Raw genomic sequence first — 22,986 nt, forward strand, 5'->3', positions numbered from 1 at the left:
GAGTCGCCGCCGTCAGGGCTCGGCACGCGGCAGCATCACGCGTGCACACAACCCGCCGCGCTCTGCCGGCAGCAGCGCCAGCTCGCCGCCGTGCTCGCCCGCGATGCGCTCCACGATCGCCAGGCCCAGACCGGCGCCCGAGCCACCGGCGCGCGCATCGCCCGCACGGTGGAAAGGCTGGCGCAGCCAGTCGGCCTGGGCGGGGTCGATGCCCGGCCCATGGTCGATCACATCCAGCCACACCCGGCCGCCTTGCGCGCAGGTGCGCAGCAGCACCGGCGGTGCGCCGTGCCGATGGGCGTTCTCCAGCAGATTCGCCAGCATGCGCCGCAGGGCAGCCGGCCGGCCGCTGACGGCCGGCAGGGAACGGGCCGGCTGCCATTGCACGGGCTGTCCGTGGTCGGCGAAGTCGGCGCACACGCGGGCGCACAGGGCATTCAGGTCCACCGGCTCGCGCAGGCCGGGCTCGTCGGCGGCGCGCGCGTAGTCGAGGAACTGGCCCACGATGCCGTCCATCTCCTCCACGCTGCGCACCATGCTGGCACGGGTGGCGGGGTCGGCTGCGTCGCCGACGATCTCCACGGCCAGGCGCAGCTTGGTCAGGGGCGTGCGCAGGTCATGGGAGATGCCCGCCAGCATCAGCGCCCGCTCGCGCTCCTGGCGGGCCAGGCTGTCGGCCATGCGGTTGAAGCTGCGGCTGACGGTGGCGATCTCGCTGGGCCCGTCCTCCGGCAGCGGCGGCGGCCTGCGGCCGGCGCCCAGGCTGCCCGCTGCCTGCACCAGACGGGACAGCGGCCGATCGAGCCGACGCTGCAGCCACAGCGCACCCGCCAGCGCCAGCAGGCCGCTGCCCGCGCTCACGGCCAGCCAGGCCCCGGTGAACTCCCGCGCGGGCAGCACGCCGGGCAGCACCAGCCAGTGGGCATCGCCGTCCAGCGCCACCCGCAGGGCCAGGCCACCGTCGCCTGCGCGGCGCCACAGGGCCTGCATGCCGGCCTCGCCCAAGCGCTGCGACACCCGGCGGATGAAGCGCCGTTCCAGGGCCGTGAGCCGCGGGGACGCGTCCGCGTCGCTGGCCACGTTTCCGCCATCCGGACGGCGGTTGAAGGCCGTCACGAACGACGCGCGCTGGGCGGGCGGCAGGCTGGCCAGCCCGGCGCGCACGGCCAGCAGGTTGGTGGCCACGCCATCGGCCGCCTGGGCGAGCCGCGGCTTGAGCACCATCTCGCGCAGAAGCAGCGCGCTGCCGATCTGGCCGATCAGGATCAGCAGCACGATCAGCAAGGCATGGCGCCCGAGCAGGCTGCGCGGCCAGCGCGCGATGGCGGCCCGGGCATCGACCGCGCCTGCCTCGGTGTCGCCCGCGGTGCGAGCGCTCATCGGGCCTCCCCATCCGGCACGAAGACGTAGCCCACGCCCCACACGGTCTGGATGAAGCGCGGCTGCGCCGGGTCGGCCTCGATCAGCTTGCGCAGCCGCATCACCTGCACGTCGATGCTGCGGTCGGTGGCCTCGTGCTCGCGGCCGCGCGCCAGCTCGATGAGGCGGTCGCGGCCGAGCGGGCGTCCCGGGTGGTGGCAGAAGGCGGCCAGCAGCGTGAACTCGCCCGTGGTCATCGGCAGATCCTGGCCCGCGCGGCTGAGGCGGCGGCGGCCGAGGTCGAGCACGAAGTCGGCCCCGAAGCGCAACTCGCCCTCGTCGGGTGCCGGGCCGGTGTGCGCGCCCAGCATGCGCTGGCGCCGCACCATGGCCTGGATGCGGGCCAGCAGTTCGCGCGGGTTGAAGGGCTTGGGCAGGTAGTCGTCGGCGCCCATCTCCAGGCCGACGATGCGGTCGACCGGATCACCCCGCGCCGTGAGCATCAGGATGGGGATGGTCTCGCCCTGCGCACGCAGGCGGCGGCAGACGGACAGGCCGTCCTCGCCCGGCATCATGACGTCGAGCACCAGCACGTCGAAGCGCTCGCGCGCGAGCAGGCGGTCCAGGGCGGCCGCGCCTTCGACGGTGCGCACGGCGTAGCCCTGGTCGCCCAGGTAGCGCTGCAGCAGCGCACGCAGGTCGGCCTCGTCGTCGGCCACCAGGATGCGGGCAAGCGGCTCGGTCATGAGACGGCGACCGGCGCAGGGCGCGCCGCGACGCGGGACGGCGGCAGGGCAGGAAGCAGCGGGCACGGCAACAGGGACATGGCGGCATCGTAGACAGCGCTGGCGTCCCGGCGGCCCCCCGAAATCATGACAAACGATGACAGGCCTGGACGCCCGTCATGGCTGGTCATGAGCGGGGGCTGCGCCGTGACGAGTGCGTGACAACCTGGCCCGACAGTGGCGGCATCCACTCACCGAAAGGATGCCTGCCATGAACACCGTCCGGCCCCATCGGCCGCACACCCCGACGCTCGCGGCCCTGCTGGTCGCATCCAGCCTGCTGGCGGCGGTCCCCGCGGCCCATGCCGAGGGCCGCCGCGTCGTGCGGCCCAACGCCGCGGGCGGCACCACGGCCACCCGGCTCGCGGGCCGCCAGGGGCCGGAGGGCGGCCGCTTCGGCGCTGCACGCGGCGTGGCGACCGATGGCCAGGGCAACGTGGTGGCCGGCAGCGCCAGCCGCCTGCATGGGCCCGCCGGCGGCCTGGCCCAGCGGGCTGGCAGGACGCAGGTGCATGCCGACGGCTCCGCCCAGCATCAGGGCACGCTGTCGGCCAGCAACGCCCGAGGCAGCCTGCAGTCCACCGGCAATGCCACCTGCAGCGCCGACGGCACCGTGGAGGCCAGCCGCAGCAGCAGCGCCACCCAGGCCACCACCGGCAACAGCGTGCAGCGCAGCACCCAGTACAGCAGCAGCACCGGGCTCACGCACAGCGCCACCTGCTTCGACGCCAGCGGTGCCACCATCGCCTGCCGCTGAGGCCGGCCACGCCGAAGGAGATCCCATGACCCCTCAGAATTCCCGCCGCCTCGCCACCGCCCTGGCCTGCCTGGTCGTGGGCGCCGCACACGCCCAGAGCGCGCTGCCCGACGCCTCGCGCCGAGAAGCCCTGCGCAGCGAGTTGACGCAGCGCTTCACCGCCGCCGACACCAACGGCGACGGACGCCTGAGCCGCGACGAGGCCAAGGCCGGCATGCCGCGCGTCTACCGCGCCTTCGACGCCATCGACCGCACGCATGCCGGCAGCATCACCCTCGCGCAGATCGAGGCCCACCTGGCCAGCCAGCGCGGCAAGCGCGGCGCGGGCGCCCCCTGAAGCCGTCGCACGCACCATGCAGTCCGACCTACTTCGCCACGCCCTGGGCCCGGAGGCCCTGCCCTGGCTGCTGGCCCTGCTGGGCCTGGTGCTCGTCGCGGCCACGGCCGAAGGGCTGGTACAGACCTTCGTGCGCCGCCAGCCCTACGACTGGCGGGCCTACGCGGCGTCGCTGGCCGACACGGCAGGCCGCCGGGCCGTGGATGCGCTGGGCCTGTCCATCGCCGCGCCGCTGCTGGCGCTGGCCTGGACGCACCGGCTGACCACGCTGCCGCTCTCAACCCCCACGGCCTTTGCGCTGCTCTTCCTGGGGCAGGAGCTGTGCTACTACGCCTATCACCGCGCCGCCCATCGCGTGCGCTGGTTCTGGGCCACGCATGCGGTGCACCATTCGCCCAACGAGTTGACGCTGGCTACGGCGCTGCGCCTGGGATGGACGGGCAAGCTCACCGGCACGGCGCTGTTCTTCACCCCGCTGGTGTGGCTGGGCTTCTCGCCCACGGCGGTGATGGGGACGCTGGCCGCCAACCTGCTCTACCAGTTCTGGCTGCACGCGCCCTGGCTGCCGCGCCTGGGGCCGCTGGAATGGGTGCTGAACACGCCCACCCATCACAAGGTGCACCACGCCTCCAACCCGGAATACCTGGACTGCAACTACGGCGGCGTGCTGATCGTCTTCGACCGGCTGTTCGGCACCTTCGTCGACCTGCGCGCAGACCTGCCGCCCCGCTACGGCCTGACCACGCCGCTGCACACCCACAATCCGCTGCGCATCGCCTTCCACGAATGGGCGCGGCTGGCGCAGGACCTGCGCCAGGCCCGCGGCCTGAAGCGGCGGCTGCGCATCCTCTTCGGCGCGCCTGGAGCCCAGCCATGACCCCGATCCGACACTGGCTGCCCGCCTTCGCCCTGCTGCTGACCGCCGCCCTGGCCCATGCCGCCCCCGACCGGCAGCTGGCCTACGGCCCCGATCCCGCCCAGCGGCTGGACGTCTACCTGCCCGCGCAGCCGCAGGGTGCCCCGATCCTGGTGATGGTGCATGGCGGTGCCTGGATGTTCGGCCGGCCCGATGCGCCGAACGTGGTGGACGCCAAGGTGGCCCACTGGGTGCGCGAGCGCGGCTTCGTCTTCGTCTCGGTGGGCTACCGGCTGGTGCCGCAGGTAGATGTGCGCGCACAGGCCCATGACGTGGCCCGTGCGCTCGCCGAAGTGCAGCGGCTGGCGCCGGGCTGGCACGCGGACGCGGACCGGCTGGTGCTGATGGGCCACTCGGCCGGTGCCCACCTCGTGGCGCTGCTGAGCGCCGACCCATCACTCGCAACCGCGCAGGGCGCCCGCCGCTGGCGCGGCACGGTGGTGCTCGACAGTGCGGCCCTGGACACCGAAGGGCTGATGCAACGCCGGCATCTGCGCTTCTACGACCGGGCCTTCGGCGCCGACCCGGCCCTCTGGCGCGCCGTGTCGCCCACGGCACGTCTGGCCCCTGGCAGCCTGCCGATGCTGCTGGTGTGCGCCAGCGAACGTCGCGACGACTCGTGCGGCCAGAGCGCCCGGTTCGCCTCCCTGGTGCGCACAGGAGGTGGCCAGGCCACTGTGCTGCCCCAGCCGCTGTCGCACGGCGAGATCAATGCGCAGCTCGGAACGCCGGGCGGCTACACGCAGGCGGTCGACCGGTTCATCGACGGGTTGGCCGCGCCGGTGCGCTGAGGCCACCGTTGACCGGCGCCGGCGCGGAGTCGGCAGGAGAGGCACCGGGCCGGGGGCTGAAGCGGCTGCGCTGCCCTATCCCGGTGGCTGCGGCGCCGTTCAGGGGCGCCGCATGGCGCGCCAGGGCCGCCAGGTCCGCCGTTCGGGCGCGGCAGGGATCAACGGCATCCGGCCGGAAGGCGGCGCCACCGCCAGCGTGTCCTTGCCCCGCGCCTTGGCCTGGTAGAGCGCCTCGTCGGCCAGGGCCAATGCGCGGTGCAAGGGCACATCCGGCTCGACGGTGGCCACGCCGGCGCTCACCGACAGGCGCAGCCCGCCCACGCGCAAGTGATGCACTGCCGACACGCAGGCCGCTGCCACGTCGGCCGGCGATGCCGAGGCGTCCTCGATCCAGATGCAGAACTCCTCGCCACCCAGGCGGGCGCACAGGTGCGGCGCACTGGCGCGACGCAGCGCCTGCGCCACCGCGCGCAATGCCCGGTCGCCACCCTCGTGGCCCAGGCGCTCGTTGATGCGCTTGAAGTCGTCCACGTCCAGCAGCACGACGTTGAACGCGCCCGCCGGCATGGCGGCCAGCGCCGCCTGGGTCCGCTCGAGGAAGGCGCGCCGGTTGGGCAGGCCGGTGAGCGCGTCCTCATAGGCCAGCGCCGCCAGCCGCAGTTGCAGCACATGGCCGCTGCGCCGCTCGCGCGACAACGCCAGGTGGGCCAGCAGGCACAGCGCCAGAGCGCCCGCCGCGAAGAAGGCCAGCACCGGCCGCTGGGCCGGCGCGACGCTGCGCATCAGTGCGCCATCGACGAAGACCAGGCCCACCGCCCCGATGCCGGCCAGGAAGTCGCGCAGTCGCACATGGCACAGCGCCAGGCACATGCCGAAGAGCATCAGCAGCGGCAGCGTCCAGAAGGCCTGGGCCGCACTGCCTTCCAGGTTCAACCGGAAGGCGATGGCCAACGACACCGTGACCATCAGCCCACCCAGGCTCAGCAGCCAGGCCGGCCGGGGCCGCAGCGACAGCAGCATGCCCAGGCCCGCCGCGGCGGTGCAGAGGAGCTCGGCGGACAGATGCGCGCCGCCCCCCGGCACGGAGACCATCAGCGTCATCAGCCAGATCAGCACGCCCGTCGCCTCGCAGGCCAGGGCGAGCGAACGCACCTCCTGGCGCAGCGCGCGCCGCAGCGCCTGGGCCTGCGCGGCGGGAACCGAAGGCACCAACCAACGCCAGAGGCGGCGCGCCCGCCGGTACAGCAGCATCCGCAGCGGCATCACCCCGCCGCCTCGGGCGCCAGAACCACGCGGTTCTTGCCCGTCCGCTTGGCATCGCCCAGGGCCGTGTCGGCACGGCGCATGGCCTGCTCGAGGGCCTCGCCGGGCTGCACAAGCGCCGCGCCGGCGCTCAGCGTGAGACCCACCCCCTGGGCCGACACGCGCCGCGCCGCCTCCAGCACACCGCCGGCAAAGGCCAGCAGCGCCGCTGGCGAGGCCGCGGGCACCAGCACGCAGAACTCCTCGCCGCCGGTGCGGCCCGCGAGCGCCTCGCCGGGCAGGCGTTGCAGCAGCCGGCCCACGGCATGCAGGAGTCGGTCACCCACCTCGTGGCCATGGCGGTCGTTGATGCGCTTGAAGTCGTCCACGTCGAGCGCGATGAGGCCCTGCGGCCCGGACGCCTGTAGCTTCTCCATGGCCACCTCCAGGAACCCGCGGCGATTGGCCACGCCGGTCAGGGCGTCCTGGTAGGCCAGGACGGCCAGCGAGGCGGCGGCCGCCACGCGCCGGCGCCGCGCCAGCGCCACGCCCCGGTGGAGCAGCAGCGCCAACGTGAAGCCGCCCACCACCAGTACCCCACGCAGTGCCTGGCCCGCGGGCCACGGGGCGAAGGCCGCGCCCGGCAGCAGCACCAGCCAGACCGTCAGGCTGCACAGCACATAGCTGCGCAGGCGGACCTGCACCAGGCCCAGCACCAGCGACAGCATCAGGCACAGCGGAAGCACCCAGAGTTCGCCGCCGCCCAGCACGTCGAGCTGGAAGCGGCAGCCGGCGGCCATCGCCACGGTCATCAGGCCCACGCCACTGTCATGTCCGGCGGCGTCGCGCGCGCCCATGCACAGCGCCAGCCCCACCGCCTGCACGAAGGTCCAGCAGAACAGGGGCAGCGCAAAGGCGGACAGCACAGGCCAGGAGACCCAGAGCGACACGAGCCAGGCGAAAGCGGCGGCACAGGCCAGCACGCGGGCCGGCTTGCGCAGATGCAGCACCACGTCGTCGTCCAGGCGGCGCGCCTTTTGCGCGGCCGCGCCGGTCTGGCTGCGTGCAGCCAAGGCGTGCGCCAGCGAGCGCTCCCCCCGGGAATGTGAACCATTGATTGTCAAAACTTTGTTTCCAGCATGGCCGGACGCAAGTTAGACAGGAACGGGGGCGCGCTGTGTCAGCCAGCTTCCCCAGGGTGTTTCATCCTTGGGGAACAACCGCCTCGGCGTAGTCGTAGAGCTCGCCCAGCAGCGCCTCTGCACGCTCGTCGGCGTTCTCGGCAAGCGCGTCGATCTCAGCGAAATAGCGGTCCACGTTCAACCAGCCGTCCTCGCCCTCCACCAGGCGCGCGGTGCGCAGCGCCTCCCACTGGGCGGCTTCTTCCAGGCTCAACGTGGCCGGGAAGTTGCGCGCCCGGTAGCGCAGCACGAGCTCGGCCAGCCGCGCATCGTCGAAACCAGCGCGCGCCAGGGCCAACTCCTGGGGCGGCAGCGCGCGCAACTGGTTGAGGCGCCGGCGGTCGGCCGGGCCGATGAAGCCGCCATACAGGTCTTCATCCACATCCAGCGCCGGGCCGCGAGGCCGATCGAAGAGCTCGCGCCAGCGCTCGCTCAGATCAGGCAGGCCGGCGGCGGTGACGGCATGGCGCTCGGCCTGCGCCAGGTCGATGCCCCAGCGGCCGGCGGCCATCTCCACCATCTTGGGATTGCCCACCACCATGGGCGACTTGTTGAGGTGGATCGACTTGATGGGCAGCCGCGCCACGCCCTCGGGAAGATCGGCGCTGCGGGTGAACAGGCGCAGCCGCATCGTCTCCAGGTCCAGATCGGCCAGTTCGGCCGGGTCGTGCGACAGGTCCCAGGCCAGCAGTTCGTTGCGGTTGGTGGGATGGCTGGCCAGCGGCCACATCAGGGCCAGACAGCCGCGCTCGGTGCCGAACATGCCGGAGACATGCACGAAGGGCCGCGCCGTCTGCGGCGAGGCCGGCAGGCCCAGCTCCTGCGCCACACGCTCCTTGCGTCGCAGCGCGAGCGCGAAGTCGAAGAGGCGCGGCTGCTTCTGGCGGATCAACCGGGCCATGGCGATGGTGGCGCGCACGTCCGACAGCGCATCGTGCGCCGCCTCATGCACCAGGCCGTTGGCGCGGGTCAGGTCCTCCAGCTTGAAGCTGGGCTTGCCGTCGGGATGCTTCGGCCATTCGATGCCCTCGGGGCGCAGGGCGTAGGTCAGACGCACCACGTCCAACAGGTCCCAGCGGCCGCATTCGTTCTGCCATTCGCGGGCATACGGGTCGATCAGGTTGCGCCAGAACATGAAACGCGTGACCTCGTCGTCGAAGCGGATGGTGTTGTAGCCCACGCCGATGGTGCGTGGCTGGGAGAAGGCCGCCTCGATCCGGGCGGCGAATTCGTGCTCGGGCACGCCTTCGGCCAGGCAGTGCTGGGGCGTGATGCCGGTCAGCAGGCAGGCCGTGGGGCTGGGCAGGAAGTCGGGCGCCGGCTGGCAGTACAGCATGATCGGCTCGCCCACCTCATTGAGCTCGGCGTCGGTGCGCACGGCCGCGAATTGCGAAGGCCGGTCGCGGCGCGGGTTGGCGCCGAAGGTTTCGTAGTCGTGCCAGAGGAAGGTGTGGGAAGCGTCGGCCATGGGTCGGGGTCGGAAAGCAGCCGGCCATTGTCGGCCAGCAGGTTCACAGCAAGGGCGAGAAGAGCCGCGCGACGGCCTCGCCCAGCCGCAGCCAGAAGCTGCGGTGGCGGTGCGTGCGCACGGGCGAGGCACTCTGCAGGTCGGTCTCGAACTGCGCCACGAGCGGCCCGGCCAGCGCGGGGCCATAGACCACTGCCATCACCTCGAAGTTGAGCAGGAAGCTGCGGTTGTCGAAGTTGGCCGTGCCGATCATGGCGCAGTGGTCGTCCACCACCAGCGTCTTGGAATGCAGCATGCGGGCCTTGTACTCCCACACCTTCACGCCGGCGGCCAGCAGCTCGTCGTAGTAGGAGCGGGCGGCCGCGCTCACCACCAGCGAATCGCTGCGCCGCGGCACCAGCACCCGCACGTCCACGCCGCGCAGGGCCGCGTTGGTCAACGCCATCAGCGCCGGCTCGCTCGGCACGAAATACGGCGTGGTGAGCCAGGCCCGCTCGGTGGCGGCGTGGATGGCCTCCACATGCATGCGGTGGATGGCCTCCAAGGGCGTGTCGGGGCCGCTGGTGACGATCTGCACCGCCACCGGGCCGGCCTCCACGGGCGGCATGAGCCGCGCCATCAGGCTGCCGATGCCGTGCAAGGGCTCGCCGGTGGCATAGACCCAGTCCTCCAGGAAGGTGGTCTGCAGCCAGCGCACGGCGCTGCCCTCGATGCGCAGATGGACGTCGTGGTAGGCGTCGGGGCGGGTGCGCCGGTCTTCCTCGTCCGTGATGTTCACGCCGCCGGTGAAGCCCACGACCCCATCGCAGACCACGATCTTGCGGTGGGTGCGGTAGTTGGTCACCGGCCGCAGGCGGCGGCCGATGCGCGTGTCGTGGAAGAACACGACCTGAGCGCCCGCCTCGCGCAGCGGCGCCAGGAAGCGCCGCCCCACCCGCTTGGCGCCCAGCGCGTCGATCAGCAGGCGCACCTGCACGCCGGCGCGGGCCCGCTCGATCAGCAGGTCGCGCAGCGCGGTGCCGATGCGGTCGGGCTCGAAGATGTAGTACTCGAGGTGGACGTGGTCCTGCGCGCCGCGGATGGTTTCGAAGATGGCGTCGAACGTCGCCGCGCCGCCCGAGAGCAATTGCACCGAACGGGCGCTGGACACCGGCAAGCCGCAGGCGGCCAGGCCGAGCGTGGCCAGCTGGTGCAGCGCGGGCGGCGCGTCCTCGGCCGCTTCGCGCAGCAGCGCCATGTCGGCGGGCGCCTGCGCCATCACCCGGCTGCGCAAGCGCTTGAGCCGCTGCTTGGCCAGCCGCTGCGGCCCCAGGAAGTAATAGACGAAGAAGCCCAGGTAGGGCAGCAGCGCCAGCGACAGGATCCAGCTCATCGTGGAAACCGGTGCGCGCTTCTGCATCACGATCCACACCGAGAGCACGGCGATGTAGGCGCTCCAGGCGAGCGACAGGCCGGTGGTCCAGGCGGGACTGAGGTGGAACTCGGGCAGGGTCATCCAGGGGCTCGGCACGCTCCCGGCCATGCAGCGGGAAGCGGCCAAGAAAAAAGGCCGGGAGCGCGATGCTACCGGCCTTGTGTGGCACCGCCCGTGGGGGCGGACGCCTTGCTGGCGTGGTCGATCAGCCGGCGGCGGCTTCCTCGGCCTCGGGCTTGGACTTGCCTTCCTTCTTGGGCAGCGGCGTGATGTCCAGCTGCACCTCGTCCTTGTCGTCGAGGTCGACCTCGAGGCGACCACCGTCGGTCAGGCGGCCGAACAGCAGTTCGTCGGCCAGCGCCCGGCGGATGGTGTCCTGGATCAGGCGCTGCATCGGGCGGGCGCCCATGAGCGGATCGAAGCCCTTCTTGGCCAGGTGCTTGCGCAGCTTGTCGCTGAAGGAGACTTCGACCTTCTTCTCGGCCAGTTGCGTCTCCAGCTGGAGCAGGAACTTGTCGACCACGCGCAGGATGATCTGCTCGTCCAGCGGCTTGAAGTTGACGATGGCGTCCAGGCGGTTGCGGAACTCGGGCGTGAACAGGCGTTTGATGTCGGCCATCTCGTCGCCGGCCTGCCGCGGGTTGGTGAACCCGATGGTGGCCTTGTTCATGGTCTCGGCGCCCGCGTTCGTCGTCATGATGATGATGATGTTGCGGAAGTCGGCCTTGCGTCCGTTGTTGTCCGTCAGCGTGCCATGGTCCATCACCTGCAGCAGCACGTTGAAGATGTCCGGATGCGCCTTCTCGATCTCGTCGAGCAGCAGCACCGCATGCGGCTTCTTGGTGACGGCTTCGGTCAGCAGGCCGCCCTGGTCGAAGCCCACGTAGCCCGGAGGCGCACCGATCAGGCGCGACACCGCATGGCGCTCCATGTACTCCGACATGTCGAAGCGGATCAGCTCGATGCCCAGGATGTAGGCCAGTTGCTTGGCCGCCTCGGTCTTGCCGACGCCGGTGGGGCCGCTGAACAGGAAGGAGCCGATGGGCTTGTCGCCCTTGCCCAGGCCCGAGCGGGACATCTTGACGGCGGAAGCGAGCACCTCCAGCGCCTTGTCCTGGCCGAACACCACGCTCTTGAGGTCGCGCTCGATGGTCTGCAGCTTGCTGCGGTCGTCGTTGCTGACGTTCGCCGGGGGAATCCGGGCGATCTTGGCGACGATCTCCTCGACCTCGGCCTTGCCGATGGTCTTCTTGCGCTTGCTGGCCGCCAGGATGCGCTGGGCCGCGCCGGCCTCGTCGATCACGTCGATGGCCTTGTCGGGCAGGTGCCGGTCGTTGATGTACTTGGCCGACAGCTCCGCCGCTGCCTGCAGGGCCGCGGTGGCGTACTTGACGCTGTGGTGCTCCTCGAAGCGGCTCTTGAGGCCCTTGAGGATCTCCACCGTCTCGGCCACGGTCGGCTCGACCACGTCCACCTTCTGGAAACGCCGGGACAGGGCCGCGTCCTTCTCGAAGATGCCGCGGTACTCGGTGAAGGTGGTCGCGCCGATGCACTTGAGCTGGCCGCTGGACAGCGCCGGCTTGAGCAGGTTGGACGCGTCCAGCGTGCCGCCCGAGGCGGCGCCCGCGCCGATCAGCGTGTGGATCTCGTCGATGAACAGCACCGCGTTGGGCTTTTCCTTCAGCGACTTGAGCACGCCCTTCAGGCGCTGCTCGAAATCGCCGCGGTACTTGGTACCGGCCAGCAGCGCGCCCATGTCGAGCGAATAGACCTGCGAGTCGGCCAGGATCTCGGGCACATCACCTTGCGTGATGCGCCAGGCCAGGCCCTCGGCGATGGCCGTCTTGCCCACGCCCGCCTCGCCCACCAGCAGCGGGTTGTTCTTGCGCCGGCGGCACAGGATCTGGATGACGCGCTCGACCTCGTATTCGCGGCCGATCAGCGGATCGATCTTGCCGTCCTTGGCCTGGGCGTTGAGGTTGACGGTGAACTGCTCCAGCGGCGAGGCCTTCTCGTTCTTCTCGGCGCCGCCCTCTTCGCCTTCGCTGGAAGGCGCTTCGCCACCACTCTTGGGCTGCTCGGGCGGGTCGCTCTTCTTGATGCCGTGGGCGATGAAGTTGACGACGTCCAGCCGCGTCACGCCCTGCTGGTGCAGGTAGTAGACGGCGTGCGAATCCTTCTCGCCGAAGATGGCGACCAGCACGTTGGCGCCGGTCACTTCCTTCTTGCCATTGCCCGTGGACTGCACGTGCATGATGGCGCGCTGGATCACGCGCTGGAAGCCCAGCGTGGGCTGGGTGTCCACATCGTCGGTGCCGGCGACCTGGGGCGTGTTGTCCTTGATGAAATTGGTCAGCGACGAACGAAGGTCGTCGATGTTGGCCGAGCAGGCTCGCAGCACTTCGGCGGCGCTCGGGTTGTCCAGCAAGGCGAGCAGCAGGTGCTCGACGGTGATGAACTCATGGCGTTGCTGCCTGGCCTCGACGAAGGCCATGTGCAGGCTGACTTCCAGTTCCTGGGCAATCATGTGATTTCCTTTGCCTTGCTGTGAATACTTCTGAAGACTTCAGATGGGTCGGATCGCGGTTTATTCAACCGGTTCACTGACGCACTGGAGCGGGTGGCCCGCCTGGACGGCGGCTTCCATCACTTGATTGACCTTGGTGGCCGCGACATCGCGCGGGTAGACCCCGCACACGCCCCGGCCGTCGAGATGAATCTTCAGCATGATCTGGGTGGCCGTCTCGCGGTCCTTGTTGAAGAACTCCTGCAGGACGACCACCACGAATTCCATCGGGGTGTAGTCGTCGTTGAGCATGACGACCTGGTACATCCGGGGGGGCGCCGTCCGCTGCGGACGCCGCTCTGCCACCACGGAGCCACCGTCGTCCCTCTGGGGGCGAACCGGCGCCGGAGGGGGTGCCGAGGGATTTTTCGTGGCCATGAAATTCATTCTATAGAGCACTGAAACTCGTGGCGTGGGGGCGGAATTCAAGCGCGCCGCAGGGGGCCTGCTCGCAAAAAAGGTGCCGCCGCGCCCTGCTTGCGGACCGCCAAGCAGGCGATCCGGGAGAAAACGTGATGCCGGGGCGCGCCTCCCGGCTTCCCGGCGCGGCCCGGGCAGACCACCACGTGCCGCCCAACAATGGGCCGGCGCCCCAACCAACGGAGGCGCCGAACCGGAATGACGCAAGCCACCGCCAAAGCCTCGACACGCGCCACTGGAGCCCGCCATGACCTCACACGCCATCCTTCCCTGGGCCGACGCTCTGGTGACCGACCAGCGCCTGCCTTTCGACGGCTTTCGCATCGAGAACTCACCGGATGGCGCCTTGCTCGTCACGCACACCCTCCACGGCCGTCCGGTGTTCTGGCACCGCTACGAAGGGGTGCGCCTGGACACGCAGAAGGTGTGCACGCTGGAAGGCATCGAGGGGTGGGTGGAGGTGGATCCGCTGTCGTGACCGCCCTTGAGCGGGCGCCCACAAAAAAGCCCGCCACCGATCCCGGTGGCGGGCCCAGGATGCCGGGGCCGGCGTGTCAGGCCGTCTGCATCCGCAGCTTGCGGGCCGACAGCCGCTTGGCCAGGCGCGGCAGCACCAGCACGGCCAGCACGACCATGATCAGCGCCACCGACATGGGCCGTTGCAGGAAGATCACCGCACTGCCCTCGCCGATCGACATGGCGTTGCGCAGTTGGGCCTCGGCCAGCGGGCCCAGGATCATGCCGACCACCACCGGGGCCGTCGGGAAGTCGAAACGGCGCATCAGCACGCCGATCACGCCGATGGCATAGAGCAGAACCAGGTCGAAGGAACTCTGACGCATGCCGTAGGCACCCACGGTCGCGAAGATCAGGATGCCGGCATAGAGCTGCGGCTTCGGGATCTTCAGCAGCTTCACCCACAGGCCCACCATCGGCAGGTTCAGCACCAGCAGCATGATGTTGCCAATGTAGAGCGAGGCGATCAGCGCCCACACCAGGGCGGCCGAGGTCGAGAACAGCTGGGGCCCGGGCTGGATGCCGTAGTTCTGGAAGGCGCCCAGCAGGATGGCCGTGGTGTTCGACGTGGGGATGCCCAGCGTGAGCAGCGGGATCAGTGCCGCCGTCACCGTGGCGTTGTTGGCGGCCTCCGGGCCGGCCACGCCTTCGATGGCGCCGGTGGTGCCGAACTCGGCCTTGTCCTCGGGATTCTTGGTCAGCTTCTTCTCGGCGGCATAGCTCAGGAAGGTCGGGATCTCGGTGCCGCCGGCCGGGATGCAGCCGAAGGGCGCGCCGATGGCGGTGCCGCGCAGCCAGGCGGGGATCGAGCGCTTCCAGTCGCGCGCGCTCATGTGCACCCGGCTCATGGTGTTCTGCGTCTCGACCACCCGGCCTTCGTACAGCACGGCGTAGATGACCTCGGCCACCGCGAACAGGCCCACGGCCACCAGCACGATCTCGATGCCATCCAGCAGCTCGGGGATGCCGCCGGTGTAGCGGCCCTGGCCCGAGATCTGATCCAGCCCGATGCAGCCGACCGCCAGGCCGATCAGCAACGCCGTCATGCCCCGAAGCGTGCTCTTGCCCAGCACAGCGCTCACCGTGGTGAAGGCCAGCAGCATCAGCATGAAGTACTCGGGGGGACCGAGCTTGACGGCGAACTCGGCCACATAGGGCGCGAACAGCGTGACCACGATGGTGGCGATGGTGCCGGCGACGAAAGAGCCGATGGCGGAGGTGGCCAGTGCCGCGCCGGCACGGCCGCTCTTGGCCATCTTGTTGCCCTCCATGGCGGTGACCATGCTGGCCGTCTCGCCCGGCGTGTTCAGCAGGATCGACGTGGTCGAGCCGCCGTACATCGCGCCGTAGTAGATGCCGGCGAAGAAGATCATCGAGGCCGTCACGTCGACTTTGCCGGTGATGGGCAGCAGCATGGCCACCGCCACGGCAGGGCCGATACCGGGCAGAACGCCCACGGCCGTGCCCAGGGCGCAGCCCACCAGGCACCACAACAGATTGCTGACCGTGATGGCCTGCGCGAAGCCCTGCAGCAGGGCGCCAAAGATGTCCATGGTCAGATCCAGCCCGTGGTGGTGAGGCCCGGCAGGTTGATCGCCAGGAATTGCGTGAACATCCAGTACACGGGTGCCGCGATGACGAGCCCGGTGACCAGATCGATGGCCCAGGTGCGCGGCTTGCCAGCCGCCGGCTGGCCGCTGGCGCGGCGCAGGCCCTGCACCGCGAGCAGGTAGCACAGGCCGCAGCTGAGGATGAAGCCCAGGTGCTCGATCAGCGCGGCGTTGAGCAGAAGACCGGCCGACAGCCAGACAAAGCCGGGCCAGTTGGCCGGCTCGGCCGGACCGTCGGCCTCGTCCATCGCCCGGAAGCCGCCGGTGCGCGCTTCCCAGGTGATCCAGGCGCCGCAGATGGTCAGGCCGACGGAGACCAGCCAGGGCAGGAAGTTGGGACCGACGCCGCCGTAGCCGGCTTCGGAAGAAATGCCGATGGCGCCGAAGGCCATGGCCAGGCCGACGAACACGACGCCCAGGCCCACCAGGGTCTGCATCATGTTGGCGCGCACTGGCGCGCCCGGCGAGGAAGGGGAAGAAGCAGTCATGCGGGTCTCCATGCGGCCGCGCCGCGGCACCGAGAGCAGTGCGGCGGCGCGGGGCGCTGAGGAAGTGCGTTCAGACCATGCCGGAGCGCGTCATGATGGCGCGCAGGCTGGCGAATTCGTCGTCCACGAACTTGTCGAAGGCCGGGCCGGTGAGCACGGCAGGCGTCCAGTCGTTCTTCTTGAGGGCTTCGGCCCACGAGGCGCTCTTGACGGCCGTCAGCACGCGCTCGGTCAGCGCCTTGCGCTGCTCTTCGGAGATGCCGGGCGCGCCGTACACGCCGCGCCAGTTGCCGATCTCGACGTCGATGCCCAACTCCTTGAGCGTGGGCACGTTGACGCTCTGCAGCCGCTGCGCCGAGGTGACGGCGATCGGCTTCATCTTGCCGTCGGCGATGTAGGGCGCGAACTCGCTGTAGCCACTGCCGCCGATGGTCACGTTGCCGCCGAGGATGGCCGCCGTGGCCTCACCGCCCCCACGGAAGGCGACGTAGTTGATCTTGGACGGATCGACACCCACCTTCTGCGCGATCATGGCCGCGGCGATGTGCTCGGTGGAGCCGCGCGAGCCGCCGCCCCACTTGACGCTGCCCGGGTCCTTCTTGAGCTGGGCGACGACGTCGGCCATGGTCTTGAAGGGCGAGTTGGCCGGCAGCACGAACACGTTGTATTCGCTGGTGATGCGGGCGATGGGCGTGGCCTGCGACAGGTTGACCGGCGGCTTGCCGGTGATGATGCCGCCCAGCATCACGGCGCCCATCACCATGAGCGCGTTGCCATCGCCCTTGGAGCCGTTGACGAACTGGGCCAGGCCCAGCGCGCCGGCGGCGCCGCCCTTGTTGTCGTAGCTTACCGTGTCGGCCGCCTTGGCGTCGATCATGGCCTTGCCCAAAGCGCGGCCTGTGGTGTCCCAGCCGCCGCCCGGATTGGCGGGGATCATCATCTTGATGTTGGTGGCCGCCTGGGCGGACAGCGGCAAGGCGCCCACGGCGGCCAGTGCCGCCAGGGATTTGAGGAACTCGTCTCTGCGCATGGGGGTCTCCTTCTTGCTTCCGATGGATGTTTTGGTGCGGCTTATGATGCGCGGCCCCGCTGTCAGTTGGCTGTCGCGCCACTCGGGGTAAACACCGAGCCTCCGGAGCCTCATGAAGCTGCTGCTGGTCGAAGACGATCCCTCCATGCAGTCCACCCTGCAACGCACGCTGGGGCGCCGGCAGATCGATGTCCGCGTCTGCGACGATGGTGCCGAGGCGCTCGCCCAATGGCAGGCGATCGAGCCCGACGTGGTGGCGCTGGACCTCAGCCTGCCCGGCATGGATGGCCTGGAAGTGCTCACCCGTGCACGGGCCAGCGGCCTGCGCACCCCCGTGCTAATGCTCACCGCCCGCGGCACCGTGGGTGACCGCATCCTGGGCCTGAACGCCGGCGCCGACGATTACCTGCCCAAGCCTTTCGACCTCGATGAGCTGGAAGCGCGCCTGCGCGCCTTGCGGCGGCGCTCGCCCGCCGATCCGGCCGTCGCCGCCGCGCCGGTGGAGATCGGCGCACTGCGCCTGGAGCCGGCCAGCGGCGCCTTCTACCTGCGTGGCGAGGCCCTGGAACTCACCCCCCGCGAAGCCGCCTTGCTGCGCGCACTGGCCGCCCGCCCGGGCAATGCGGTGACCAAGGAGCGGCTGTTCGAACTGGTCTTTCCCGGCGAGACCCAGGTGCAGTACGAGGCCATCGAAGTGGTGGCGTACCGGCTGCGCAAGAAGCTCGCGGGCACGGGCTGCACGCTCATGACCCTGCGCGGGCTGGGCTACCTGCTGCGCGAAGAGCAGACCCGCTGATGGTGCTTGACCGCCCTGCGCCACCCGCATGAGGTCGCGCTCGTTGCGTTTCCGGCTGCTGCTGGGCCTGCTGGCGCCGGTCGTGCTGTTCATCCTCATCAACAGCGTGAGCGTCTACCGGCAGGCGCTGGCGGCGGCAACCACGGCCTACGACCGCACGCTGCTCGCCTCGGCCAAGACCATCGGCGAACAGCTCGACGTCGAGGGCTACGACGAACTGGCCTCGTTGCGCTCCACCGTGCCCTACTCGGCACTCGAGGCCTTCGAGGCCGATGCGCAGAGCCGCATGTACTACCGCGTCTCCACGACCCACGGCGAGATGATCTCGGGCTTCGCCGAGCTGCCTCTCTGGCGCGGCACGCTCCCGGCCAAGCCGCCCTATGCCGCCCTCGTGGACTTCTACGACTCGGAATTCCGCGGCCAGCCGGTGCGCATGGCCGTGCTGCTGCAGCCGGTGGCCAGTGCACGCGGCCTGGGCATGGCCGTCGTCCAGGTGGCAGAGACGCTGGAGCTGCGCGAGGCGCTGGCGCGCCGCCTGCTCGTGGACATGCTGTGGCGGCAGCTGCTGCTGGTTGCGGTGGTGGCCAGCGTGACCGTCTTTGTCGTCCAGCAGGCCACGCGCCCCGTGCGGCGGTTGGGCGAGGCCATCGCCGAGCGGGCGCCCGACGACCTCTCGCCCATCGACGCACCCGATGCGCCCCGCGAGCTGCGTCCGCTGGTGGATGCCACCACGGCGGTGATGGCGCGTCTGCGCGGCCTGCTCGATCACCAGAAGCGCTTCGTGCGCGATGCCGCCCACCAGCTGCGCACGCCGCTGGCCGTGCTCAAGGCCCAGGTGCAATCCGCGCGCCGGGGCGACGTGCCCGCGGCGCAGGCGCTGCGCGAAATCGATGCCACCGTCGACCGTGCCACCCAGCTGGCCAACCAGATGCTCGCCCTGGCCAAGATCGAGCAGTTGCGCCAACGGCCGGAACTGCAGCAACTGAACCTGGCCGAGATGGTGCGGCAGGTGGCGCTGGACGTCTCGCCGCTGATCGCGGACAAGGCCCTGGACTTCGAGCTGGACGTGGTCCCGGCCAAGGTTGACGCCCATGCCTGGATGCTGCTCGAACTCAGCCGCAACTTGCTCCACAACGCGATCCGCCACAGCCCTCTCGGCGGCATGCTCACCGTGCAGGTCTCTCCAGATGGCATGGGCGCTGTCAACCTGTGCGTGCGCGATGCGGGGCCCGGCATTGCGCCCGAACTCCGGCAGCGGCTCTTCGCCCCCTTCGCGGCCGGCGACACGGCACGCGGCTCGGGGCTCGGCCTGGCCATCTGCCGCGAGATCGTGCTCACTCTGGGCGGGAGCATCCACCTGGACAATCGCCTGGATGCGGACGGCCGCGTCGTCGGGCTGGATGCGCGGGTGCGGCTGCCCACCGCGAATCCGGCCACGTCCGATTGACAGCACCAGCCAGGCGCTGTTTGCTTGAAACTCCTCTCATTCTTCCGACATTCATGGAGCGCATGCGCATTGACAAGTGGCTGTGGGCCGCTCGCTTCTACAAGACCCGTTCGCTCGCCGCAGAAGAGGTCGACCGCCACCGCGTGCAGGTCAACGGCGATGTGGTCAAGCCGGCGCGCGAAGTTCGGGCGGGCGACCTCGTGCAGCTGCGCCAGGGGCCGGACACGCGCACGGTGCGGGTGCGGGGACTGTCGATGCAACGCGGGCCGGCGCCGGTGGCGCAGTTGCTCTACGAAGAAACAGCAGAAAGCATCGCCGCTCTGTCGGCCGCACGGGAAGAGCGACGCCTGGCCCGCGAGCCCGCCCATGCGATCGTGCAGGGCCGCCCCACCAAACGGGACCGGCGCCACCTCGACACCGCCCGCGAGGTGGGCTGGGGGGATCGCTGGAGCGCCTCGGTCGACGACGACGGCGCGGGGCGCTGACAGGTCATGCGTTAGGCTCGGCGGATGACCCGGCTCAAGCACTATCGCGTCAAGCCCGACGCCCCCTTCCGTCTGGCCGACATCGATCCTGGAGAAACGCCCTTCCTGCCAGCCGAGGAACATCACCAGCGCGAGTCGCTGGAGCTGCTCGCCGACGAACTCGACCACTGGCAGAACCTGCTTCATGCGGAAGGGCGGCGCAAGCTGCTGCTGGTGCTGCAGGGCACGGACACGAGCGGAAAGGACGGCACCATCCGCTGGGTGTTCTCGCGCACCTCTCCACTGGGCGTTCGCGTCGCCGCCTTCAAGGCACCCACGGATGAGGAACGCGCGCGCGACTTCCTGTGGCGCTGCCATGCGGTCGTGCCACGGGCCGGCGAAATCGCCGTGTGGAACCGCAGCCACTACGAAGACGTGCTCGTCCCCTGGGTCGAGGGCTGGATCGGCAAGGCCGAATTGCGCCGGCGCTATGCCCAGATCAATGACTTCGAGCGACTGCTGGCCGAGACCGGCACCGTCCTGGTCAAGTGCATGCTGCACATCGACAAGGAGGAGCAGCGCAAACGCCTCCAGGCCCGACTGGACGATCCGAGCAAGCACTGGAAATTCAGCATGGGCGACCTGGCCGCACGCCAGAAGTGGGACGCCTACCAGCAGGCCTACGAACACGCGATCGCCGCCACCTCCACCGCGCACGCCCCCTGGTACATCGTGCCCGCCAACCACAAGAACCATCGCAATCTGATGATTGCCCGGCTGCTCATCAAGGTGCTGCGGGACATGAAAATCAGCCTTGCGCCTGCCAACCCGGCCTATGCCGGCTTGAAGGTCCAGTGACTCGGTCATGTCGAATCCCGCTCTCCCCGTCTCCCCTACTGCCGACGCCGTCGCGCCCGACACCTTCGCGTGGCCTCTGCCGCCCCAAGGCCATTTCCGCGTTCCCAACACCAGCACCGTCCGCTGCGAGATCAGCAATCTGGCAGGCCGCCACGGCGAAGGGGTGATGAACCTGTTCTCGCCCTCCGCGCAGCTGGTCCACATCCATCTGCTGCGCACACGTGCGCCTGTGCCACTGCGCTTCGACCAGTTCCGGTCACTGCTGCTGCTGGATCCGCTGCGTCCTCTGGACGACACCCCGGTCGAGTGGGCCGATTACCGCATCGTGTGGAAAGGCGATGGCGGCGAACTGGGCGGTCGCAGCGCCGGCCATGTGCAGACGCCATTCGGTGTGTTCCTTTTCCCGGGCGACGAGGAAGGCCGCGTCCGGCGGCTCTTCGTGCCCCATGCCGCCTATGAGCGCATCGAGACGGACGCCGCCGCTGCGGGCGGCACGCTGTCCCAGGTGGCCACCCGGCGCAGTGAACTGCTTCAGGCGCTGCAGCGCCAGGCCAGCGCCCCGATCGTGCGTATCGGGGAGGCGCTCATATCGCTGGGCATGATCAACGAGGAGCAGCTCAACGAAGCCCTCGCGGCGCAGCGGCAGATGGACAACGGCCTGCCGCTGGGCGAACTCCTGGTGCGGATGGGAGCCGTGTCGGCCGCCGACCTCAAGGTCGCGCTCACCCGCAAGATGGGGTATCCGGTTGTGGATCTTCAGGCCTTCGAGTCCGAGCCCGATGCGCTGACCCGCCTGAGCCACGCCGTGGCGCGGCGCCTGCAACTGCTCCCACTGATCGTCGCGGATGGCCGTCTGGTCGTGGCGATGGACGACCCCGCCAACCGACACGGCGCCTTGGACGAGGCGGAGTTCATCGCCCAGATGAAGATCGCGCCGGTGCTCGGCCAATGCGAGGACTTCGAGGCCTGCGTGTTCGCCGCCTACGACAAGATCGGCGCGGCCTCGGAGGCGAAGCCGACGCCCTCCCAGGCACAGGCGATGGAGTTCGAGACCACCGACACCAGCAGCCTGCTGGAATCGCTGGAAAAGGAGAACCAGACGGGCCTCGAATCGGACGATGACCGGCCGATCGAGCAGTCCGACAACTCGCTCGTGCGGATGATCAACCGCATGATCCTGGAGGCCTTCACCGGCGGGGTGTCCGACATCCACGTCGAGAGCTATCCCGGCAAGGAGAAGATCCGCATCCGCTTCCGCAAGGACGGTCTTCTGCGGACCTACCTGGAGTTGCCGCACAACTACCGCAATGCCGTGATCGCCCGCATCAAGATCATGGCCGACCTGGACATCAGCGAGCGACGCAAGCCGCAGGACGGCAAGATCAACTTCGCGCGCTTTTCGCCCAAGCACCGGCTCGAACTGCGTGTCGCGACGATCCCGACCAACAATGGCCTCGAAGACGTGGTGATGCGGATCCTGGCTTCGGCCAAGCCACTGCCGCTCGACAAGCTGGGGCTGACCGACGGCAACTACCAGCGTCTTCGCGCGGCCATCGAACGTCCTTACGGCATGGTGCTGTGCGTGGGTCCGACAGGCTCGGGCAAGACCACAACGCTGCACTCGGCGCTCAGCCACATCAACACGCCCGAGCGCAAGATCTGGACGGCCGAGGACCCGATCGAAATCACCCAGACGGGTCTTCGCCAAGTGCAGGTGAACGCACGCATCGATTGGACTTTTGCACGGGCGCTGCGCGCCTTTCTTCGAGCAGATCCCGACGTGATCATGGTCGGGGAAATCCGCGACGAAGAAACGGCCCGGGTATCGATCGAGGCCTCGCTCACGGGGCACTTGGTGCTGTCCACCCTGCACACCAACAGCGCCCCGGAGACGGTGACGCGTCTGCTCGACATGGGCATGGATCCCTTCAACTTTGCCGATTCGCTGTTGGCCGTGCTGGCGCAGCGTCTGGTCCGGCGCCTCTGCCCATCCTGTCGAACCAGCAGGCCTGCTTCCCCCGCGGAAATCGACGAACTGGTTCACGATTACCTCCACGCCTATGGCGCTGCGCAAGACGTGGAGGATCGCGAGGCCTTGCTTGCCCGCTGGCGCACTCGCTACGGCATCGAGGGCCAACTCCAGTTCCACCACAGTCCCGGCTGTCCGGTTTGCGAGAAGACCGGCTTCAAGGGCCGCGTGGGGCTGCATGAATTGATGGTGATCTCTCGCGAACTGCGGGAGCTGATCCAGGGCGGTGCTCGCGTGGAGGCGCTGCTTGCCACGGCCGTGCGACAGGACATGCGCACCCTTCGCCAGGACGGCATCGAGAAAGTGCTTTCGGGACAAACGACCATCGAGGAAGTCAGGGCGACCAGCAACAGCTGAGTCGAGGCCGCCGCCAAGGGCGCAGGTCGGCAGTGCGGTGGCGGCGAAACTGCGGCAGATGGTGCCGATGCTGCTGGCGCATCTGCGCTCCCACGGCTGGGAGACCACGGCGATTCGGATCAAGATATCGACGGCGAGTTGATGGACTCTCGGTT

Annotated in this window: 21 protein-coding genes; 10 read left to right on the top strand and 11 right to left on the bottom strand. The window is 69.7% G+C overall.

Annotation, left to right across the window (positions count from 1 at the left end; translation table 11 throughout):
- Positions 1 to 12 precede the first annotated feature (12 nt).
- Entirely contained in the window at positions 13 to 1,380 is a 1,368-nt protein-coding gene (locus KBC94_RS09500) for an ATP-binding protein (RefSeq protein WP_294369143.1), read from the bottom strand.
- Positions 1,377 to 2,105: a two-component system response regulator OmpR gene (gene ompR, locus KBC94_RS09505; RefSeq protein ID WP_294369145.1), complete on the bottom strand. Its 729-nt coding sequence runs from the start codon at positions 2,103 to 2,105 to the stop codon at positions 1,377 to 1,379. Before ompR ends, KBC94_RS09500 begins: the two co-directional genes overlap by 4 nt.
- Positions 2,106 to 2,355: 250 nt before the next feature.
- On the opposite strand from ompR, the gene KBC94_RS09510 reads away from it, so the two are divergent.
- The 4 genes from KBC94_RS09510 to KBC94_RS09525 are packed head-to-tail and all read left to right on the top strand — an operon-like array spanning position 2,356 to position 4,945.
- Positions 2,356 to 2,901: a hypothetical protein gene (locus KBC94_RS09510; protein WP_294369148.1), complete on the top strand. Its 546-nt coding sequence runs from the start codon at positions 2,356 to 2,358 to the stop codon at positions 2,899 to 2,901.
- A 25-nt stretch (positions 2,902 to 2,926) separates the two neighbouring features.
- Entirely contained in the window at positions 2,927 to 3,238 is a 312-nt protein-coding gene (locus KBC94_RS09515) for an EF-hand domain-containing protein (RefSeq protein WP_294369151.1), read from the top strand.
- A 16-nt stretch (positions 3,239 to 3,254) separates the two neighbouring features.
- The gene (locus KBC94_RS09520; protein WP_294369153.1) at positions 3,255 to 4,115 is read left to right on the top strand and encodes a sterol desaturase family protein; all 861 of its coding nucleotides are present in this window, start codon (positions 3,255 to 3,257) and stop codon (positions 4,113 to 4,115) included.
- Positions 4,112 to 4,945: an alpha/beta hydrolase gene (locus tag KBC94_RS09525; RefSeq protein WP_294369155.1), complete on the top strand. Its 834-nt coding sequence runs from the start codon at positions 4,112 to 4,114 to the stop codon at positions 4,943 to 4,945. The genes KBC94_RS09520 and KBC94_RS09525 overlap by 4 nt, the downstream gene beginning before the upstream one ends.
- Positions 4,946 to 5,044: 99 nt before the next feature.
- On the opposite strand, the gene KBC94_RS09530 is transcribed toward KBC94_RS09525, so the two are convergent.
- The 6 genes from KBC94_RS09530 to clpS form a co-directional block, all read right to left on the bottom strand.
- Complete coding sequence (locus KBC94_RS09530) at positions 5,045 to 6,154, bottom strand: diguanylate cyclase (protein ID WP_294369158.1); 1,110 nt, start codon at positions 6,152 to 6,154, stop codon at positions 5,045 to 5,047.
- A 53-nt stretch (positions 6,155 to 6,207) separates the two neighbouring features.
- Positions 6,208 to 7,260: a GGDEF domain-containing protein gene (locus tag KBC94_RS09535; RefSeq protein ID WP_294369161.1), complete on the bottom strand. Its 1,053-nt coding sequence runs from the start codon at positions 7,258 to 7,260 to the stop codon at positions 6,208 to 6,210.
- 130 nt (positions 7,261 to 7,390) lie between these two features.
- Positions 7,391 to 8,836: an exodeoxyribonuclease I gene (gene sbcB / locus KBC94_RS09540; protein ID WP_294369163.1), complete on the bottom strand. Its 1,446-nt coding sequence runs from the start codon at positions 8,834 to 8,836 to the stop codon at positions 7,391 to 7,393.
- Between the two features lie 43 nt (positions 8,837 to 8,879).
- Entirely contained in the window at positions 8,880 to 10,331 is a 1,452-nt protein-coding gene (cls, locus tag KBC94_RS09545; protein ID WP_294369164.1) for a cardiolipin synthase, read from the bottom strand.
- A 124-nt stretch (positions 10,332 to 10,455) separates the two neighbouring features.
- The gene (clpA, locus tag KBC94_RS09550; protein ID WP_017762185.1) at positions 10,456 to 12,777 is read right to left on the bottom strand and encodes an ATP-dependent Clp protease ATP-binding subunit ClpA; all 2,322 of its coding nucleotides are present in this window, start codon (positions 12,775 to 12,777) and stop codon (positions 10,456 to 10,458) included.
- Between the two features lie 60 nt (positions 12,778 to 12,837).
- Positions 12,838 to 13,194, bottom strand: coding sequence for an ATP-dependent Clp protease adapter ClpS (gene clpS / locus KBC94_RS09555; RefSeq protein WP_081682112.1), 357 nt, complete (start codon positions 13,192 to 13,194; stop codon positions 12,838 to 12,840).
- Positions 13,195 to 13,483: 289 nt separating this feature from the next.
- On the opposite strand from clpS, the gene KBC94_RS09560 reads away from it, so the two are divergent.
- Entirely contained in the window at positions 13,484 to 13,714 is a 231-nt protein-coding gene (locus KBC94_RS09560; protein WP_294369169.1) for a hypothetical protein, read from the top strand.
- A 76-nt stretch (positions 13,715 to 13,790) separates the two neighbouring features.
- Here KBC94_RS09560 and KBC94_RS09565 read toward each other — a convergent pair whose 3' ends face one another.
- The 3 genes from KBC94_RS09565 to KBC94_RS09575 all read right to left on the bottom strand — a co-directional run bounded on the left by KBC94_RS09565 (position 13,791) and on the right by KBC94_RS09575 (position 16,880).
- Positions 13,791 to 15,305, bottom strand: coding sequence for a tripartite tricarboxylate transporter permease (locus KBC94_RS09565; protein WP_294369171.1), 1,515 nt, complete (start codon positions 15,303 to 15,305; stop codon positions 13,791 to 13,793).
- A gap of 2 nt (positions 15,306 to 15,307) precedes the next feature.
- A complete protein-coding gene (locus KBC94_RS09570; protein ID WP_294369175.1) occupies positions 15,308 to 15,850 on the bottom strand; it encodes a tripartite tricarboxylate transporter TctB family protein in 543 nt (180 codons plus the stop codon).
- 70 nt (positions 15,851 to 15,920) lie between these two features.
- Positions 15,921 to 16,880 carry a tripartite tricarboxylate transporter substrate-binding protein gene (locus KBC94_RS09575; protein WP_294369177.1) on the bottom strand — a complete coding sequence of 320 codons (960 nt, stop codon included), beginning with the start codon at positions 16,878 to 16,880 and terminating at the stop codon, positions 15,921 to 15,923.
- A gap of 112 nt (positions 16,881 to 16,992) precedes the next feature.
- Here KBC94_RS09575 and KBC94_RS09580 point away from each other — a divergent pair, with 112 nt between their 5' ends.
- From KBC94_RS09580 to KBC94_RS09600, 5 genes are read left to right on the top strand one after another with little or no spacing between them, the layout of a single operon-like run.
- Entirely contained in the window at positions 16,993 to 17,676 is a 684-nt protein-coding gene (locus KBC94_RS09580; protein ID WP_294369179.1) for a response regulator transcription factor, read from the top strand.
- 28 nt (positions 17,677 to 17,704) lie between these two features.
- The gene (locus tag KBC94_RS09585) at positions 17,705 to 19,123 is read left to right on the top strand and encodes a sensor histidine kinase (RefSeq protein ID WP_294369182.1); all 1,419 of its coding nucleotides are present in this window, start codon (positions 17,705 to 17,707) and stop codon (positions 19,121 to 19,123) included.
- Between the two features lie 53 nt (positions 19,124 to 19,176).
- A complete protein-coding gene (locus KBC94_RS09590) occupies positions 19,177 to 19,608 on the top strand; it encodes an RNA-binding S4 domain-containing protein (RefSeq protein ID WP_114803393.1) in 432 nt (143 codons plus the stop codon).
- 24 nt (positions 19,609 to 19,632) lie between these two features.
- A complete protein-coding gene (locus KBC94_RS09595; RefSeq protein WP_234192733.1) occupies positions 19,633 to 20,445 on the top strand; it encodes a PPK2 family polyphosphate kinase in 813 nt (270 codons plus the stop codon).
- A gap of 7 nt (positions 20,446 to 20,452) precedes the next feature.
- Positions 20,453 to 22,831: an ATPase, T2SS/T4P/T4SS family gene (locus tag KBC94_RS09600; RefSeq protein WP_294369190.1), complete on the top strand. Its 2,379-nt coding sequence runs from the start codon at positions 20,453 to 20,455 to the stop codon at positions 22,829 to 22,831.
- Positions 22,832 to 22,986 lie beyond the last annotated feature (155 nt).

It is taken from the genome of Pseudacidovorax sp. (assembly GCF_017991995.1).
In the GTDB taxonomy this organism is placed as follows: domain Bacteria; phylum Pseudomonadota; class Gammaproteobacteria; order Burkholderiales; family Burkholderiaceae_C; genus Xenophilus.